Here is a 16,576-nt window from a genome sequence, read left to right as displayed (position 1 = left end):
TTACTCCGGAATCGCTGGATGTAAGAAGATCGAGTTCTTGATAGCGTTACCACGGAGGCGTGCAGGTGCCTGGTGGCCCTCCCGGTCTTCAACACCGGTGGTGCCGAGGATCTCGGCGCGGCGGGTTCGATTCCCGTCCGTCTCCGCATCTCCTCAGGGGGTTTCGTGGGCATCGACGAGTTCCGTGACGCGAGCATCCCCGGTCCCCGGTCCCGGCCGGGGCGCCGATTCGATCGGGTGATCAATCAACTAATGGTCGGCTGGAGTTTCCATGAGATTCCTCCTGCTCGGGCACTTCGAGATCCACCATCCGGACGGCGGGCTCCTCGCCGTCACCCGGATCAAACACCGTCAGCTCCTTGCCCTCCTCCTGCTCGACTCGCCCCACGCGGTCTCGACCGACCGCTGCATGACCACCCTCTGGGGTGAGCACGCCCCGCCCTCGGCCCGGCGGAACCTTCAGACGTACGTCGCCGAACTCCGCAAGGGCCTGGCCAGTTCCGGGGTGTCCATCGAGACGGTGCCGGGCGGATACCGGGTGACCGACGTGGCCGACCACCTCGACCTGTCGGCGTTCGAGTCGATGCGGTCCAGGGCGGCGATGGCGCTGAGCGCGCGGGACGACGCGGTCGGCGTCCACCTGCTGAGGAACGCGCTGGACCTGTGGCGCGGGTCGGCCCTCCAGGACCTGGTGGACAGCTCCGAGGCGCTCAGGAACGCCGCGACCCAGCTCAACGAACGCCGGATGGCCGCCGTGGGCGACTTCGCGAGCGGCTGCATCCGGCTCGGCGCGTACGAGGACGCCGTCGACCAGCTTCAGATCGCGGTCGCCTGGGCACCGCTGCGGGAGGACCTGAGGGCCCGGCTCATGCTCGCCCTGCACAAGAGCGGACGCCGGGCGGAGGCGCTGCTCGCCTACCACGACTGCCGGGCCGCCCTCGTCGAGCGGATCGGCGTCGGGCCCTCCCAGGCGCTGACCAGCCTGCACAACCGCGTCCTGATGGAGGACCCGAGTTTGTGAACCGCCCGTGTGGCGGGCGTGTGGCGACTGTGGGGCGATCGTGGAGGCCGATCGATGACGCTGGGCGGGGAACCCGGATCATGAGGAGTGGTGCCATGCCAGCACGAACCCCCGACGGCCGGACACTCACCGTCGAAGGCAGCCCGCAGCCGTTCACCATGGGCTGGAGCTACATGGTGTGGGCCCGCGGCGACGGCGGCTCCCTCCGCTTCCACACCGCGGCGGCGGGAGCGCGGGAGCTGATCTCCCGTCATCTCGGGGAGTACGGCCGCTTCACCGTCCGGGAGGTCTCCTGGAACGGCGCCCGGCTGGTCTCCCACGAGGACCCCGAGAACGGCGGCACCACGATGCTGTGGATCGGCCCCCACCACGAGGTCTACACCTTCATCCCGGGCGTCAACGTGCCCTTCGAGGCTTTCATGGGCCACCTCGCCGGCTTCGACATCCAGGACGCCCCGGACGGCGTCGTCCTGGCGCCCCGGCTCGGCGCGCGGGTGCGGCTCGGCAACATGCTCGCCGTCAACACCCTCGACGGGGTGTGCTCGGTCCAGGTGAACCCGGTGGGCGACCTGCCCAGGCCGGGCGGCACGGGCAAACGGGTTCGGGGCGGCGCGTTGTGGAAGCTCGACGAGAGACGCGCCGACGGGCGGGTGCTGCGCTCGGCCATCGTGGTCAACGAGACGACGACCACGACGCTCATCGCCAGGGAGGCCGACGACCCGCGTTTCGCCGCGGTCGCCGACTCCATCACGTGCGGGCTGAACTGACGCCGATGCAGAACGTCATCAACTCGCTGGCCGTGTTCGCCTTCCTCGGCGTGGTCGTCGCGCTGTTCGCGATCTCCGCCCTGCTCAGGACCGTACGTGAGCTCCAGCAGGCGGCGCTCGCCGTCCCCGTGCCCGGCGCGTCCGCCGTCCGCCGCGTCACCCGGTTCGCCTCCGGGGACGAGCGGCCCACGTTCGTGCTCGTGGTCACCGACCAGTGCCCGAGCTGCGAGCAGCGGGCCGCGCGCCTGGCCGCGATCGCGCCCGGCCTGCCCGCGGGCCACCTGTCGATGCTGAGCGCGGGCCCGGATCCGCTGCGGTGGATCGAGGGCGCCGGCCACATCCAGGCAGTCGTCGACGCCGAGCTTCTCGGCTCGGTCGCGGTCGGCGCGACCCCGTCGCTCGTGAAGTACGCCCCGGACGGAACCGAGGAGTGGCGCCGCGTGGTCGGATCCGACCAGGACCTCGACCGGCTCCTCGGCGCGGACGTGCCCGAATCTTCGAACGCGAGGTGACCAGCATGACCGTCAACGCCAGCGACTACTGGGCCGACGTCCCGTCGGCGGACCAGGACGCCGAGCCGTCCTCCCAGCGCCGCCGCCGACCGGCGTGGCCGGGGGTGTCCCGGCGCGCGATGTTCAAGTCGGTCGGCGTGCTCGGCGGCGCGCTCGCCCTGAACGTGGTGGGCGCCCTGCCGCCCGCGCGGATCAGGAGCGCCTCCGCGACCGTCGGGACCGAGTGGTCCAACTGCACCAACTCCGGCTACGACGGCTGGACCGGGTATGCGAACGGCACCACCCAGACGGCTTGCGTGGGAGCCTCGTACTCCAGCGGTTACTGCGGGAGTGACGGCTGGTTCCGGACGGATGGCAACTCCTACTCGTACTACACGCCGGTCGTCGCCTGCGGCAACAACGTCACCAAGAAGAACGCCTGGCGGTGGACCTTCGGCAGCACGCCGTACCGGTGCGCCGACGGCAACTTCACCGTCTACGGGGCGGGAACCTCGTTCTACATCTGCTCCCGGGCGAATCCCTGACCATGGGCGTACGCGTGATCACCGCCCCCCGTACGGCCGGAGTCCTGCTCGCCGTGGCCGCCGCCCTGGCCGCGGCGAGTCAGGTTTGGCCGGGCCGGGTCGATCTGCTCGCCTGGATTCTGATGGGCGTTATCGCCGGTTTCTCGCTATCGGGATCCGTTTGAAGCCTCAACTCGGCGGATCTGCTCACCTCGCCGGTCTGGCGGGGACAGTTGACGGCGTTCTCATCGGGTCTCGTCCTGGGTGGGCTTGTCTCGGGGACGGTCGTGGGGGCCCTGGCGGGCCTCGTCTCTGTGGTGCCTGAGGCCGGGAGGCTCTGGTCTCTCATCCCGATGGTCGCGGTGCTGCTGATGTTCGAACTCGCGGGACGGCCGCTCCGGCTGGTCCAGAACCGCAGGCTCGTCCCCCAGGAGGTCATTCCGCGCAGCCGGTTCGAGGGGCCGTTCCAGTTCGGCTTCGAGATGGGCACGGGGGTACGCACCTTCACCCCGACCGCGCTCCCGCACGCGCTCGTCCTCACGATCATCCTCATGGGCGGCATCGGCCCGGGGGTGCTGGCCGGACTCGGGTTCGGACTGGGCCGCGTGCTGATGCCGCTCACCCGATCGCTCAGCGGGGACCCCCAGGGGTGGGACCACCACCTGCTCCGATGGCTCGCCTGGGTGGGCCGCCTGTGCGCGGCCGGATTCCTGCTCGCGCTGCTGGTCCTGCTGGACGGGTGGACATGATCCTGATCGCGCTGCTGGTCCCGCTGGACAGGTGGACATGATCCTGATCGCGGACGTGGCCCTGGCCGGTGCCGTGCTCCTGGTGGTGGCGGGCGCGCGCCACCTCGCTCGGGCCGGCGCGGTCACCCGCGTCATCCGTGAGCACGGCCTGCTGCCGGGGTGGGTGGTCCGCTGCGCCGTGCCGGTGGGGCCGCTTCTCGGCCTCGCGGTGCTCGCCGGCTGGGCCGTGGGGGCCGACTTCCGGTACGTCTGGGCCGCGGCGGCGGCGTGGCAGGCGGCTCTGGCGGGTTACCTGGCGATCCTGCTGCGGGTGCGAGGGCGGGTGCCGTGCGGCTGCCTGGACGCGGAGACCCGCGTGTCGCCGCTGAAGATCGCCGTCGGCGTGTTGTGGTCGGTGGCGAGCGCCGCGATGGCCGGGGGCGCCCTCACGCCGCCCCCGGATGTGCTCGCCCGCCTGCTCCACCTGCCCCTCGCCGGGTTCGTGGCGCTGCTGGCGGTCGTCGCGGAGAAGGCTGCCGATCTCGTGGGAACCTCACGGGACCGGGGCCGGTAGTCAGAGTGTGGATCCCCTCCGAAGGAGTACCGAATGACTCGCCGGGCGCTGATCGCCGTCGCCGCCATGATCGTCCTGTCCGCCTGCGGCGGCGGGACCTCCACACAGATTGCCCCCACCGGAGCGGCCCCCACTCCGCGGGTGCTGCTGGAGGCGGCGCAGCTCCCCGGCGGCCCGTGGACGGTCACCAAGGACGGCGCCGCCCCGTGGGCCGGCCTGGAGGCGGCATTGGTGCCGTGCGGCCAGCGCGTCATCGCCCCGGATGAATCCCCGGCGCGGTTCCGGGTCTTCGAGTCGGCCGCCGGCGTCTCGATCACCGAGGTCGTGGTCTCCGGCGTCGACGGAATGCAGGCGTTCAAGCGCTTCTACGCCGAATGCGGCACCGTCGGCAAGGTCGAGGGCGCACCGGGCCCGACCAACATCGTCACCAGCGACGACAAGACCGAGATCGCCGGATTCACCGACGACCACCTGATTGTGGTCAGTGGTCCTCCCGGGAGCGAGGGCCTCGGCCAGATCGCCGCCACGGCAAGGGAACAGGTGATCAAGGCAGGCTGAGCCACCGGTTTCGCAGACTCGCACGAGCCTCAACGCGGGTCCGAACACATCGCGATCCGGCTGATCAGATGGGCCTTGCACAGGGCCCGCCGGGAGCGGTCAGGTGAGGAGGTCGGCCAGGCGATCTACTTGGTCGGGGTCGTGGGCCCAGCAGTAGAGCATCACCTCGTCGGCGCCGAGATCGGCGAACTCGGTGAGGGTGTCGCGGATCTGGCCGGCGGTCGTCGCCATGCGGATGTCGTAGGTGCCGGCCAGTGAGGCGTAGTAGGAGCCGATCGCCTGCTTGGCGTCCTGGACCACGTTGTCAGGGCCCACAGCTACGTTGAGCTGGCCGACCAGGCGCGGACTGCCCATACGTCCCGCTGTGACCCATTCCTTCTCGACCGTGCGGAACAGCGGGCCGGTGTGTTCGACGGGTGCGGCGCTGAGGTAGCCGTCGCCCCAGCGGGCCACGCGTCGCAGGGCTGCCGGGGCGAAGCCGCCGAACAGGAGTTCCGGGCCGGTCGCACGGGTGGGGGCGGGGCCGATGGGACCTACCCGATCATTGTGGGGTTGCCCCGACCAGATCCGCCGCAGGACCGGCGCCACTAAATCGACGCGGCGGCCTCGCGTCGAATAGTCCGCTCCTACAGCCAGGTAGTCTTCGGGCCGCATTCCGATCCCGATGCCGAGGGTGAGGCGTCCGCCGGAGATCCGGTCCAGGGTCGCGCACCGTTTGGCCAGCAGCACCGGCTCACGCAGCGGCGCGAGCAGCACCTCGGTCTGCACGCGGATCCTGGTGGTGGCCGCGGCGATGGCGGCCAGGGTGATCAGCGGCTCCGGATTGTCGTACACGATGCGATCGAGCAGCCCCATCGTGGTGAACGGCCCGGTATCGGCGCGCCGCGCCCAGGTCAGCAGCGAGGCAGGGTCGCTGATGGGCAGGCCAAGACCGACCTTCATGTTCTCTCCACTTCCGCGACGGGCGCCTCACGCGGGATCTACCCGGCACGAACAATAGGTAGTCGAATGGCTTCATAAAGTGAATCTTGTGTTGCTGTCCCGCCCGGTTGCCGTGGCGGAGGTGGCTCCCTCCGGCAGGTACGCCGCCACAGGTCCATGCTGCTCCCCGTTCCCCGATCCGACGCCCTGCCGTTGCCCAGGCGTCGCGCACCGTTACATCGCCATGGTTCTCCTGTGATGCGTCGTGAACGCAGGCAGCGGCAGGTACGTAGATTGGCCATGCCATTGCGGGTCGATCTTTAGGTCTGGCGAGGAGGACCATGGCCGGTGACGGCGAGGCTCAAGAGCAGGTCGCGGAGGATCAAGAGCAGGTAGGGGAAGAGCGGGAGCAGGCGGCGATACAGGAGGCGATCACGCGATTGGCCGCGCAGTTCGCCGATGTCCTGACGCTCGAGCAGGTAGAAGCTGTGGTGCGCGAGGCCCATGAGGGTTTCCAGGACAGCACGGTGAGGGACTTCGTTCCAGTACTGGTCCAGCACGAGGCGCTGACCAGGCTGCGGGAGATGGCCGCCCAGAGCACGGAGGCCAGCGCGTAGGCGGATAGATCGGGTTCAGGTAACGCCGACTACGACGGGGGCGATGGGTTCGATACGCAGAGTCCGATGCGTTGTGTGATCTTGCTGTGGGGGTGAGGATGGCCACTGTGCGCAGGAGTGTGCGGATTGGGGTCATCTCCACTGGTGACGACGTGCCCCACACCCCGCTGCGATGAGCCCTAAATGGTGGCGAAGACCACAACCGGCTGATCCATCCGAGCATGCTCCTGCCCCGCCCGGACTCCCCGCCACAACTGCGGTCTCGCCGGCCCTTCGTCCCGGGGCTGATGGCCCCCGGACGGTGGGCATCCACGGCGATAATCAAGGCATCGTCGCCACCGGCGACCACACCACTAACACGCAGATCACGATCCCGGTGGAGGCGTTGCGGCCGGTCGGCGAGGTGGCCGCGCCGCCGGGAACGATCAACGTGCCAGGGGCCGGGCATATGTTCGTCGGCCGGGCCGAGGATTTGGCCGCTCTGGACGCGGCTCTGCGTCCAGATTCGGGGGAGGGCTCGGGGCGGGTAGCGGTGGCCGCGGTACACGGGCTGGGCGGGGTCGGCAAGTCGGCCCTGGCCGCCCGCTACGCCACCACCCGCGCCACGAGCATCACGGCGAACACCGCGAATGCGGTAGGTGCCGGCGTGGACGGCAGTCCCGGTGCCGGTGGGGTCAATCCGGTGTGGTGGATCGTGGCCGACTCCGCTGGCGCGGTCCAGACGGGACTGGCCGATCTGGCGGTGGCGTTGCAGCCGGAGCTGAAGCAGGCGCTGCCGTTGGAGGCGCTGCCCCAGCGGGCGCTGGCCTGGCTGGCCGCCCATCAGGACTGGCTGCTGGTCGCCGACAACGTCACCGACCCGGCCGATGTGGCCGTCCTGCTGGATCGGACCTTGGCCGGTCGCGGGACGATGGTGGTGACCAGCAGGCTGGGGGAGGGCTGGCACCGGCTGGGCGCGCGGGTGCTGCGCCTGGACGTACTGGCCGAGAGCGAAGCGATCGAGTTGCTCACCCGGATCGCCGCCCCCGACCGGCCGGTCGGGGATGGGGCGGCTGAGTTGGTGCGGGAGTTGGGCTGCCTGCCGCTGGCGGTGGAGCAGGCGGCCGCCTATCTGCACCAGGCCCGCATCTCCCCGCGCGCCTATCTGGAGCGGCTGGCCGAGCAGCCGGCGGTGATGTACGAGCGGTCCGCTCGCGGCGCCGACGCCGAACGCAGCATCGCCCGCATCTGGCGCCTCACCCTCGACCAACTGGCCACCACCCCGCTGGCCGGGCAGCTCCTGCGCGTCCTGGCCTGGTACGGAGCCGAGGAGATCCCCCGCACCCTGCTGGAGGACCTGGCCCCGGACATCGAGGTGGAGCAGGCGCTGGGAGAACTGGCCGCCTACAACATGATCACCCTGACCGAGACCGGCATCACCGTCCACCGCCTGGTCCAAGCCGTCGCCCGCACCCCCGACCCCGCCGATCCCCACCGCCGATCCGAGGACATCGAAGCCGCCCGCAGGCGGGCCACCGTGCTGCTGGCCGAGGCGCTCCCCGGCCATTTCGAAGATCCGAACCGGGTGGCCGCGTCGGCGGAGCCTGCTGAGCCACATCACCGCCCTGACCGGCCACGCGCCCCCCGACACCGACACCGAAACCACCGCCCGCCTCCTCAACCAGACCGGCCTCTTCTTGAGCAATCAAGGCGCCATCGCCGTCGCGGCCGGGATGCTCCAGCGCGCCTACGCCGCATATGAGCGGCTCTTGGGCGGAGACCACCCACGTACTCTGGGCTCCCGCAACAACCTGGCCCACGTCTACCGGTCGGCGGGGGATCTGGGCCGGGCCATCCCTCTGCTGGAGCAGACCCTGGCCGACAGTGAGCGGGTACTGGGTGGCGAACACCCGATCACCAAGGCCGTACAGGACAATCTGTCGGCGCTGCGGTAGCAGCCCGCTCATTGAGATTTCAGCGGCCGGTCCACAGGGGCGACCCGGGGGGATGGCCCCAGCTGGGATCGCGGGTCGGCCGGACAGGCCGTATCCCGGAATGGACGGGATCACCAGATCGAACGCGGCACCGAGCGAGCGCGGGTCGCTCAGTGGGCCGATGACGTCGAGGAACTCGACGACGGAGCCCGGCCAGCGCGTGGCGTCGGGCCGGGCGGCCAGGTCGTCCAGCGCCGTCTGGGGATGTCGAGTTCGTATGGGCGGATGGCCTCGCTCATGCTCGGTTCTCGTCAAGTTCGCCCGCGAGTGTGCGCGCGGCCGCGACGTCGTGTTCGTCCCAGCCCCAGTGGCCCGGGCCCTCCGGCTTGGCCTGCTCGTCGATCCACCGGTTGTGGGCTTCCCAGGCCGCCTGCTTGCTGGTCCCCAGCGCGGCGCCGATCTGGGACCACGAGGCGCCCGCCCGGCGCGCGGAGCGCACGGACAGCTGGCGGCCGTAGGCGGCCTTGCGCGCGATCACCTCACTGAGCGCGAGCACCTCCAAAGCCTCACTCCGGGTCAGCGGGGCCGCGTCCGGATCGGGCGCCGCATCCGCGTCGTCCTCATCGGGCGGCGACGCGAGGGCCTCGCGCGTTCGCAACGCGTCATAGCGCGCAGCGGCGGTCAGCAGCGTGAACCGACGTTCAAGGTCATCAGGTGTCGACATGCCCAGAGTATTTCGTCAAGTCGCCTTGACGTCAAGTCGCCTTGACGGAATATTGGCTTCGTTAGAGAAGAGGCGAGGGATTCCAGCAGTTTCTGGGTGCAGTGGCGGCAGATTGAGAGGGCGCGGTCGATGTCGCCGCCCCGAACGCAGCGGAGAAGGCCGCGTCCACGGTGACGATCGGCCGCTCGGTGATATCGGCCATGACTGCGGCCACAGGGCGAGCCGTACCCCCGCCGCACACCGGCAGCGGGCATTCCGCGACGGGGAGCGCGTCCAGGAGGGTGCCCAACACCTGGGCCACGCCTTCGAGCATGGCCCGGTACATCTGCGCGGGCGCCGTCGCTGGGGACAGCCAGACGAGGACGCCGCGGGCATCCGGGTCGCGGACCGGGTAGCGTTCACCGGCCAGCGAGGGAAGCGCGCGATCGGCGAACAGGCCACGCCGGGGGTACGCCCGGCCGAGATACATGTTCTCCCCCGCGTTGAGATCGTCGACCAGGCCCAGATTCTGGTGGACGGCGACCACTCCCGCCGCCTGCGCTTCCGCGACGCCCGCGAGGTCGCGGCCGTACACCTCGACGCGGGAGCAGCGCGCCGCTGACTATCTTGATGAGGGGTGGATTTGCCGGCGCCCTTCTCGCCGAGCAGCGCGTGCGCCTCACCGGCGGGGATTTACAGGTCGATGCCGTCGAGTACGGTGTGGCGGCCATAGGCGTGGCTTAAGTCTGTCTCCCGGAGCGCGGGCGATCCGCTGGGCTCATCGGTCACGCGCGCAACCTCACAACTCTCACAGTTCTGCCAGAGCGGTGCATTGTGCTGCCAAGCCCATACGGTGAACGCAGGCGCCGATCATGTCAAGCATGCGCGCGGCTGGTGGCCGTCACCGGTCTCTGGCCGCGCCTGGGCGCCCTGGTGGCGTCGATCCCGGCGTCGATCCCGGCGTCGATCGCGCAGGCGATGCTCGCCGGTGTGCTCGTCGCCCTCTGCCTGATGCCCGTCAAAGGGCTGGCCTCCCATCCGTGGCAGGTCGCCCCGATCCTCCTGACCTGGCTCGTCGTGATCGTGGCCGCGCCGCGGTGGGCGATCCCGGCCGCCTTCGGCGCGACCGTGGTCGTCGTCTGCTTCCTCGCCGTACGCGGTGACGGCCTGCACGGGCCGTGTCTGCTGTACCTCACCCTGACCGCACCCCAGCTGAGCTGGGCCGCGATCGCCGGGATCGCACTCCCGCTGTACGTCGTCACGATGGCCGCGCAGAACGTGCCCGGTGTCGCGATCATGAGTTCGTTCGGCTACCACGTTCCGTGGCGGGCCACCATGGGCGTCACCGGTCTCGGCAGCATCCTCGCCGCGCCGCTCGGCGGGCATGCCGTCAACCTCACCTGACCCCCGGAGGCAGGTTCGGGGCCTGCTCCGACAGCGTCACCCAGACCTCACCGCCGACGACCTCGGCCAGGTGCACCCGCACGGGCAGCTCAGCCGGCGGCGCGTCCACCGCTCCCGTGCGCAGATCGAAGCGCGACATGTGCAGCGGGCACTCCACGACGCAGTCGTCGACCCATCCGTCCGACAACGCGGCGTTCTGATGGGTGCAGATCACCGCGCTCCCGCCCGCCGGCACGGTCGGTCGAGGTCCTGCCTAGGTCTGGGTGTGCCATGGGGGGCTGCTCTGGTTACTCAGGTGGGAGACCATCCTCGCGCTGTCAGCTGAGTGCGTGCCGACGCTTCGATTGCGCGTTCCTTTTCGCCACCCGGCCGCTTTCGGCATCGTCGGCTCTGTCCGCGACGGCTGCCCAGCGGGCCAACGCAGATAGGACAAGCTCGCATTGGGCCCCGCTCAGAGTAATCGTCCTGCACTCATCGGATGCGGCCCAGAGCGATAGAAGCCGGTAGTCGCCCGGCCAGTCCGGGAACTGTTCCCAGCCGGCCTTGCGGATGCTGCGCCCCAGATCGACGATGTCTCTCTGGCCGCCAGCCGAGACAGCCGCACTCATCTCGTTGTCGATGATCGCATCGATGAGCACCCACTGACGAATCTCCAACTGAAGCCGATAGATGGCCTCTTCGAGGACCTGACTCTCAATGTCGATCATTGAGCCATTTAATCCTGAGTAGCGGTCTGCTTTGAAGGCCTCCAGAACGAGGATCGCTGCCCGATCGCGCGGGGCAGCAGCTGAACTTGGCCCGAACTCCCCAGGTATTCAGGGTCGAGATGGCGCGCTCGCCCAAGGCCCGATTTCGGGCGTGGAAGCGATCAACGGCATTCTGCCCGGAAGGCAGGCGCGTCCGGTGGCGACGGAGGCATCGAGGTCCAGGGGCGCCCGGGTGGTCGACACTCTCCCGCACGTAGCGCCAGGCGGTGGTGGTGCCGACGGCCGCCGCCGACCCGGTGGGCGCGGCGCGTTAGTCGCCGAGGATCTTTCTCACGCTGTACGGAGTGACCGACGAAGCGGAGCGCGAGACCTTGCTGGCAAAGGCCCGGCAGGCGAACGCCCCGGGATGGTGGCAGCGTTATTCCGACGTCATACCGCCCTGGCTCCATACCTATGTGGGCCTGGAGGAAGCCGTCTCGCTCGTGTGCGAATTCGCGGCCGGCCACATTCCGGACCTACTGCAGACCAGAGAGTACGCCAGTGCCGTCGGAATTCTCGACCAGGAGGACGGTGCCCAGGGCGACCCGGCACTTCAGGTTGATTTCAAGATGAGACGCCAGCAGTTGCTCAGGGCGCCTGACCCGCCGACTCGGTGGTTTCTGGTAGACGAAGCCGTCTTGCGACGCCCGCAGGCCAGCAAAGAGATCATGCGTGCTCAGCTGGAACATCTCATCGAACTGGGTCATCTCCCGAATGTCAGTATTCAGATCCTCCCGTTCGGCGTTCCCCGTAGAGCGGACGGCTCGTTTTCCATTCTCCGGTTCGCGGAGTCGTCTCTGCCTGACGTGGTATACATCGAACTTCTCAATCAAGCCCTGTATCTTGATAGGAGCGCGGACGTAGAGATTTACTGGAACGAGTTCAACAGACTCACCGCCGTGGCCGCAAATCCCAACGAGACCCGGCACATCATCCTCGAGGTGATCTCCGAGCTCTCCAGGACCCCCCGCTGAACGGCTCCGGCTATACGTTCACTCGGCGCTAGCCGCGGGGCCCGTGGGCGGCCGAGGATGCGTGGCCGATCGGATGGATGGTGGTGGGGATTATCGTCACCGTCTCGACGCGGCCTCCGGCGCGTAGCTTGAGGAGGGTGCTTACCGCGACCTCGGCTACCTGCCGGGATGCCTGGACGACCGTGGCGCGGAAGGCGGTGCCGCCGGAGTCGATGGTGGCGACGGCTTCCCTGGTCGCGTCTACGCCGACCACGATGAGATCTTGGGGGCTGTTGCCCGCGGCGGCTCGTCTTTGGATGGTGTCGACGGCGCCGAGTGCCATCTCGTCGTTGGTGCAGAATATGGCGTGGATGGTGCCGACCCGGTCCAGGTGCTGGTCGACGATCTCGCTTGATCGTTTGCGGTCGTACATGGCCTGGTCGTTGACGGTGATCTGGGCGGAGGGGAGAGCCGCCTGGAGGCGGGCCACGAAGGTGTTCTGGCGGTCCGGATGTTCGGTGCTGGCGATGACGAGGACATCTGGCGAGTCGATTCCGCGGTCGTTGACGGTCTTGGCCAGCCAGTCGGCCGCCTTGCCGCCGATCTCGGCTGAACTGCAGCCCACGAACGCCACGTTCGGCGGATACTCGCGGGGCTGCTCGAAGGGTGAGGAGTCGATGAAGACGATCGGGATTCTCACGTCCCGGCAGAAGCTCTCGAAGTCCGCGCGAGTGGCGGTACGGTCGGCGGCCATGATGAAACCGCCGACAAAGGATGAGAGCCTCTCCTGATCTCGGTGAGCTGCTGAACCTGCCCATGCCCGGAGCACTCGTACGGGGGGATCTTCAGGACCAGATCGATACCGTTGCGTTCGAGGGATCTGATGAGGTTCTCGAGTAGTTCGGCCACCCAGTGTTTCTGCGCGAAGGCTGACACGAGAATGAATGCCTGACGCCGTCTGCGGCGGCGGTGCGGGAGAAGGCGAATACCGTTCCGGCGACGGTCGCCGTGGAGGAGAGGACGATCCAGAGGGGGACCGACGCGGTAATCGAGGGCATCGCGACGGTTGCGTAAATTCCGCCGCCAACGGCGAGGATCAGGCCGCTGACCAGCGATATCGAAAGGTCTCTCAGGAGTCTCGCCCGGCCGCTCGTGATGGTGCCCACTTTGCCACCTCCAGAAGCGTCCATATTGAGGCCTCACACTCTAATAGGCCGCTGAGTGGCTAGGAGTCGGAGTTTTCCGTCTGCGGTGGACACCAGTAGTTCGGCGTGGTCGTCGCCGTTCACGTCGGCCAGTACGGGGTTGGTGACTGCGGCGGGAAGCTGGTATTCCCAGATGATTTCGCCGTCGCGTAGGCACAGCAGTCGGCCGGAACGGGTGCCGACGAGGAACTCGTCGCGGCCGTCGCCGTCCAGGTCGCCGGCGGTGACGGCGCGTTCGGGGATGGTGGGGCCGGTGTCGAGGTGCCAGCGGGTCTCTCCGGTGTGTGCGTCGAGTGCCGTGAACTGGCCGTCGCGTGACACCGCTCCGAGTAGCCACCGGCCAGGTTCCGGGGCGCGGGCCAGTGCGGAGCGGCCCGGGAAGTAGCGCCAGAGTTCGGTGTTGACCCGCCATACCGTGTCGCCGTTGAGGCCGATCAGTCCCAGGCCGTGGATTCCGTCGGCGCGCAGTAGCGCGGCGGTGCCGCCGTCGGCGGCCGGTATCGCGATCGGTGTGGTGTAGGCGGCGGTCCAGTCGTTCTCGGCGCGGATCTTGCCGGTTTCGTCGTAGAGGCGCAGCCGGCCGTGGTCGTCGGCTGCGATCAGCCAGGTGTCCCCGCCCAGCGGCAGCACGCCGGGCCGGGCCGGATGGCCGCCGTGCGCGGGATCGGCCCAGAGCAGGGTGCCGCGCTCGTCGTACAGGGCCAGGGCCGCGGTGTGCACGCCGGTGTGGAGGTTGGCGAGCAGCCGGAAGGTCAGGCCGAACGGGACGAGCGCCAGAGCCGGCGGCGCGGTCAGTGTGAGAGTGATCGCCGTGGTGTCCGGGCGGCCCGGTTCACGGTGTACCACCGCCGCAGGACGGTCGCCGTCGGCGGTGGACACGACGAGCCGGTGGACGCCTTCGGTGTCGCGGTGCAGCGCCGGCGTCGCGCCCGGCACCCGCCATACGCGGTCCAGTCCTTCCTGGCCGGGTGTCCCGCCGATGACCTGGCCGCCGGCCAGGTCGATGACGATCTCGGGGCCGTGGTCCCGCGTCCACACCAGTGGCTGGCAGAACCGGCCCGAGGCCGATACGGGCTCGCCGACGGGGGACAGGTCGGGACCGCACCGGCTGATCCGGCCGTCCGCGGTGGAAAGGATGAGCTCCCCGCCGTACCAGTCGGCTCGGGTGTATTCCGGCCCGGCCAGCCGGCGCGACGTCAGCCCGTTCCAGACGTGGACGCCGTCGTCGCGGAGCACCAGCAGTCCGGGCGAACCGGAGCCGTCCCGCACCTCGACCGCGCTCCGCCGCTCGGCGTGGAAGTTGACGTGTTCGGGAAGCGCCGAGTCGCCGGAGGTGAGCAGCGTGGCGTCGGCCAGTGTGGAGAGCGTTTCCAGGGTCGTGCCGTCCACGATCTCCAGCACGGTACGGCCGGCCGGCTGGCGCGCGGACTCGCGGCTCACCACGAGTTCGGGACGTCCATCGCCGTCGAGGTCATGGCATCCCCAGAAGTACCGTCCCGGCAACGCGGCCGACGCCCCGGCCACCAGGTCACCGCCTGACGGCCCGGAGAGAAGATCGAGGATTAGCGTGGCCCACCGGCCGTCCTGCCAGAGGCCGACGACGAGATCGGGGCGTCCCGAACCGCGAACGTCCGCGACCGAGGTGATCTGCGGGCGCAGCTCGCGATGGTCCTCGGGCCAGTCCTTCTCCACGAAGCGGCCCCAGGCGCGATGCAGTCCAGCGCCGGAGTGCCCGGTCACCGCCAGGTACTCCTCGACCTGGCAGCTCACCAGTACCGCGCCGAGGCGTGGGCCGCCGTCAGGCGACACGGCTTGCAGCAGCCCGTAGGGGCGGGCGCACGGATAGTCGCCGGGATCGGGCCGGTAGCTGGTGACCAGCCGCACGGCACCGGTTCCGGCGTCGATCACCGCCTGGTAGAGCCGGCCGTTCTCGCGCCCGAGCACCAGGGCCTCGGTGTCGTCACTGGCGTAGCCCGTACCGCACCGGCTGGACAGCAGCACCTCGGCCCGGCCGCCCCCGGTCACGTCCGCGACCACCACGGTGGGCCCGAACCCGGCGTCGTACGCGTCCCCGTGGTCCACGTCCCACACCACGACCGGCCGGCCAGGATCGGAGAAGTCGACGCACCTGCCCCGGGTCGAGTACGTCGGGAAGCACACCCAGCGCAGCGCGCCGGGGGAGCCGAACACCTTGGACGAGCCGGGACCGGCGAGGTTGGCCCGCGCCTCCGCGCTCCAGGTCCACATCGGCGTGCCGGTATCCAGGTCGATCAGGGTCACGGTGCGTTCGTCGGTCGTGACCAGCGCCTGCCACGAGTCGGGAGCGCCGAACCGCCCGGCGTGCAGCACCCGGGTGACGCCGAGCGTGTCCGCGCGCCAGATCGGCCGACTGTCCCAGCCGGTCGCGGCGAGCGTGCTCCCCGCCTGCACCAGCAAGGCTTCGACACCCCGGACCCGCACAGTACGGGTGAACCGGACGTCCCCGCCGGTACCGAGACTCCAGACCTCCACCGGCGACCGCTGATACCCACCCGGAAGATCGGTACGCCCGAGGTTGCGTCCATCGCCGCGCGCGGTCCACCACTCGCCCGAACCTGACACGCCAACCCCCCAAGTCTGTCCTATGACAGATCGAGGCTAAGCACCCGGCGCTGAGCTGTCCAGGTCCCGGAAGTAGTGCCGGGCGCGCTCCAGTATCGCCCGCATGCACTGCTCGGCCAGCTGCGCGTCCCGTGCCTCCAGGGCCAGCAGCAGCGCCTGGTGCTGGGTGTTGGTCTCGGCGTGGGTCAGCCCGGCCGCCTCGGTGAGCTGACCGCCGCGGTGCCGCTCGGCGGCGAGGGCCTCGGCGAGCGCGTCCAGGATCGACTGGAAGAACCTGTTGCGCGAGGCGCGGGCGATCGCGCCGTGGAAGGCCATGTCCAGCTCGACCCGCCGGGTCAGATCGTCTTCGGCGTCGCTGAGCTGGGCCATGACCGTGCGGAGCTCGGCGATCTCAGCGGCCGTGGCCCGGGTGGCGGCCAGCCCCGCGGCCTTGGTCTCGATGGCCAGCCGCAGTTCGAGCAGCTCGTCGATGGCTTCCTCGTTGGCGTCCACGGCCAGCCGGAAGTAGTCCTCCACGGCGATCGGCCGCAGGCCGCTGACCGTGGCCCGCTTGCCCTGGCGGGTCTCGACGACGCCCTGGTTGGTCAGGGTGCGCAGGGCGTCCCTGACCACCCGCTGGCTCACCCCGTAACGGCTGGCCAGGTCGGACTCGGAGGGGAGGGGGTCGCCGTCGGTCAGCCCCTCGGCCTTGATGAGCTCCCGGATCTGGTCGGCGATCTGCTTCCCGAGCGGAACCCGGGTGTGCCGCCACTGCCCCTCTGGTGCTGACTCACCGATGGTCACGCCGGTCACCCTCCAGAATCGGGTCGCTGCCGAACTGGCCGACCGGCCAGGCCGGGCACCTGAGGGG

General features: G+C 69.6%; 22 protein-coding genes and 1 tRNA gene. 14 read left to right on the top strand and 9 right to left on the bottom strand.

What is annotated here, in order from left to right; all coding sequences use genetic code 11:
• Positions 1–53: 53 nt before the first annotated feature.
• The 9 genes from Acor_RS07990 to Acor_RS07950 all read left to right on the top strand — a co-directional run bounded on the left by Acor_RS07990 (position 54) and on the right by Acor_RS07950 (position 4,663).
• Positions 54–148: transfer RNA gene (locus Acor_RS07990), tRNA-Sec, on the top strand.
• A gap of 123 nt (positions 149–271) precedes the next feature.
• Positions 272–1,021, top strand: a complete 750-nt coding sequence (locus tag Acor_RS07985; RefSeq protein ID WP_155335911.1) for an AfsR/SARP family transcriptional regulator — start codon at positions 272–274, stop codon at positions 1,019–1,021.
• Between the two features lie 95 nt (positions 1,022–1,116).
• Positions 1,117–1,788 carry a hypothetical protein gene (locus tag Acor_RS07980; protein ID WP_155335910.1) on the top strand — a complete coding sequence of 224 codons (672 nt, stop codon included), beginning with the start codon at positions 1,117–1,119 and terminating at the stop codon, positions 1,786–1,788.
• Positions 1,773–2,300 (top strand): hypothetical protein, encoded by a 528-nt coding sequence (locus Acor_RS07975; protein WP_155335909.1) that lies wholly within the window; start codon positions 1,773–1,775, stop codon positions 2,298–2,300. The genes Acor_RS07980 and Acor_RS07975 overlap by 16 nt, the downstream gene beginning before the upstream one ends.
• A 5-nt stretch (positions 2,301–2,305) precedes the next feature.
• Complete coding sequence (locus tag Acor_RS07970; protein WP_155335908.1) at positions 2,306–2,824, top strand: hypothetical protein; 519 nt, start codon at positions 2,306–2,308, stop codon at positions 2,822–2,824.
• A 2-nt stretch (positions 2,825–2,826) separates the two neighbouring features.
• A complete protein-coding gene (locus tag Acor_RS07965) occupies positions 2,827–2,988 on the top strand; it encodes a hypothetical protein (protein WP_155335907.1) in 162 nt (53 codons plus the stop codon).
• Between the two features lie 102 nt (positions 2,989–3,090).
• On the top strand, positions 3,091–3,552 hold the full coding sequence (locus tag Acor_RS07960) for a hypothetical protein (protein ID WP_155335906.1): 462 nt from the start codon (positions 3,091–3,093) through the stop codon (positions 3,550–3,552).
• Positions 3,553–3,589: 37 nt separating this feature from the next.
• Entirely contained in the window at positions 3,590–4,105 is a 516-nt protein-coding gene (locus Acor_RS07955; RefSeq protein ID WP_155335905.1) for a MauE/DoxX family redox-associated membrane protein, read from the top strand.
• A gap of 33 nt (positions 4,106–4,138) precedes the next feature.
• Positions 4,139–4,663, top strand: a complete 525-nt coding sequence (locus tag Acor_RS07950) for a hypothetical protein (RefSeq protein ID WP_155335904.1) — start codon at positions 4,139–4,141, stop codon at positions 4,661–4,663.
• A gap of 99 nt (positions 4,664–4,762) precedes the next feature.
• Here Acor_RS07950 and Acor_RS07945 read toward each other — a convergent pair whose 3' ends face one another.
• Positions 4,763–5,605: an LLM class flavin-dependent oxidoreductase gene (locus Acor_RS07945; protein ID WP_155335903.1), complete on the bottom strand. Its 843-nt coding sequence runs from the start codon at positions 5,603–5,605 to the stop codon at positions 4,763–4,765.
• A gap of 320 nt (positions 5,606–5,925) precedes the next feature.
• On the opposite strand from Acor_RS07945, the gene Acor_RS07940 reads away from it, so the two are divergent.
• From Acor_RS07940 to Acor_RS42080, 3 genes are all read left to right on the top strand, one after another.
• Entirely contained in the window at positions 5,926–6,201 is a 276-nt protein-coding gene (locus tag Acor_RS07940) for a three-helix bundle dimerization domain-containing protein (RefSeq protein WP_218034184.1), read from the top strand.
• Between the two features lie 301 nt (positions 6,202–6,502).
• Positions 6,503–7,942 carry a hypothetical protein gene (locus Acor_RS42085; protein ID WP_170316844.1) on the top strand — a complete coding sequence of 480 codons (1,440 nt, stop codon included), beginning with the start codon at positions 6,503–6,505 and terminating at the stop codon, positions 7,940–7,942.
• Positions 7,878–8,135 (top strand): tetratricopeptide repeat protein, encoded by a 258-nt coding sequence (locus Acor_RS42080; RefSeq protein ID WP_170316843.1) that lies wholly within the window; start codon positions 7,878–7,880, stop codon positions 8,133–8,135. Before Acor_RS42085 ends, Acor_RS42080 begins: the two co-directional genes overlap by 65 nt.
• Positions 8,136–8,409: 274 nt before the next feature.
• Here the strand turns inward: Acor_RS42080 and Acor_RS07925 are convergent, their stop codons facing one another.
• Together Acor_RS07925 and Acor_RS07920 are read right to left on the bottom strand one after the other, a co-directional pair.
• Positions 8,410–8,838 carry a hypothetical protein gene (locus tag Acor_RS07925; RefSeq protein ID WP_155335901.1) on the bottom strand — a complete coding sequence of 143 codons (429 nt, stop codon included), beginning with the start codon at positions 8,836–8,838 and terminating at the stop codon, positions 8,410–8,412.
• Between the two features lie 61 nt (positions 8,839–8,899).
• Positions 8,900–9,412: an FGGY-family carbohydrate kinase gene (locus Acor_RS07920; RefSeq protein WP_155335900.1), complete on the bottom strand. Its 513-nt coding sequence runs from the start codon at positions 9,410–9,412 to the stop codon at positions 8,900–8,902.
• 299 nt (positions 9,413–9,711) lie between these two features.
• On the opposite strand from Acor_RS07920, the gene Acor_RS07915 reads away from it, so the two are divergent.
• A complete protein-coding gene (locus tag Acor_RS07915; protein ID WP_218034183.1) occupies positions 9,712–10,221 on the top strand; it encodes a benzoate/H(+) symporter BenE family transporter in 510 nt (169 codons plus the stop codon).
• Here the strand turns inward: Acor_RS07915 and Acor_RS07910 are convergent.
• Positions 10,214–10,435 carry a Rieske 2Fe-2S domain-containing protein gene (locus Acor_RS07910; protein ID WP_246238484.1) on the bottom strand — a complete coding sequence of 74 codons (222 nt, stop codon included), beginning with the start codon at positions 10,433–10,435 and terminating at the stop codon, positions 10,214–10,216. The genes Acor_RS07915 and Acor_RS07910 overlap by 8 nt on opposite strands.
• Positions 10,436–10,538: 103 nt before the next feature.
• A complete protein-coding gene (locus tag Acor_RS07905; protein WP_155335897.1) occupies positions 10,539–10,928 on the bottom strand; it encodes a hypothetical protein in 390 nt (129 codons plus the stop codon).
• A gap of 344 nt (positions 10,929–11,272) precedes the next feature.
• Here Acor_RS07905 and Acor_RS07900 point away from each other — a divergent pair, with 344 nt between their 5' ends.
• The gene (locus Acor_RS07900; protein WP_155335896.1) at positions 11,273–11,941 is read left to right on the top strand and encodes a DUF5753 domain-containing protein; all 669 of its coding nucleotides are present in this window, start codon (positions 11,273–11,275) and stop codon (positions 11,939–11,941) included.
• A 28-nt stretch (positions 11,942–11,969) separates the two neighbouring features.
• Here the strand turns inward: Acor_RS07900 and Acor_RS07895 are convergent, their stop codons facing one another.
• The 4 genes from Acor_RS07895 to Acor_RS07880 form a co-directional block, all read right to left on the bottom strand.
• Entirely contained in the window at positions 11,970–12,674 is a 705-nt protein-coding gene (locus tag Acor_RS07895; RefSeq protein ID WP_155335895.1) for a substrate-binding domain-containing protein, read from the bottom strand.
• Positions 12,675–12,765: 91 nt separating this feature from the next.
• The gene (locus tag Acor_RS07890; RefSeq protein ID WP_155335894.1) at positions 12,766–13,086 is read right to left on the bottom strand and encodes a hypothetical protein; all 321 of its coding nucleotides are present in this window, start codon (positions 13,084–13,086) and stop codon (positions 12,766–12,768) included.
• A gap of 33 nt (positions 13,087–13,119) precedes the next feature.
• Complete coding sequence (locus Acor_RS07885) at positions 13,120–15,726, bottom strand: outer membrane protein assembly factor BamB family protein (protein ID WP_155335893.1); 2,607 nt, start codon at positions 15,724–15,726, stop codon at positions 13,120–13,122.
• Between the two features lie 36 nt (positions 15,727–15,762).
• Positions 15,763–16,509 carry a FadR/GntR family transcriptional regulator gene (locus Acor_RS07880; protein WP_155335892.1) on the bottom strand — a complete coding sequence of 249 codons (747 nt, stop codon included), beginning with the start codon at positions 16,507–16,509 and terminating at the stop codon, positions 15,763–15,765.
• Between the last annotated feature and the right edge of the window lie 67 nt (positions 16,510–16,576).

The organism is Acrocarpospora corrugata, from assembly GCF_009687845.1.
In the GTDB taxonomy this organism is placed as follows: domain Bacteria; phylum Actinomycetota; class Actinomycetes; order Streptosporangiales; family Streptosporangiaceae; genus Acrocarpospora; species Acrocarpospora corrugata.
This window is presented reverse-complemented; position numbering and strand designations above follow the sequence as displayed.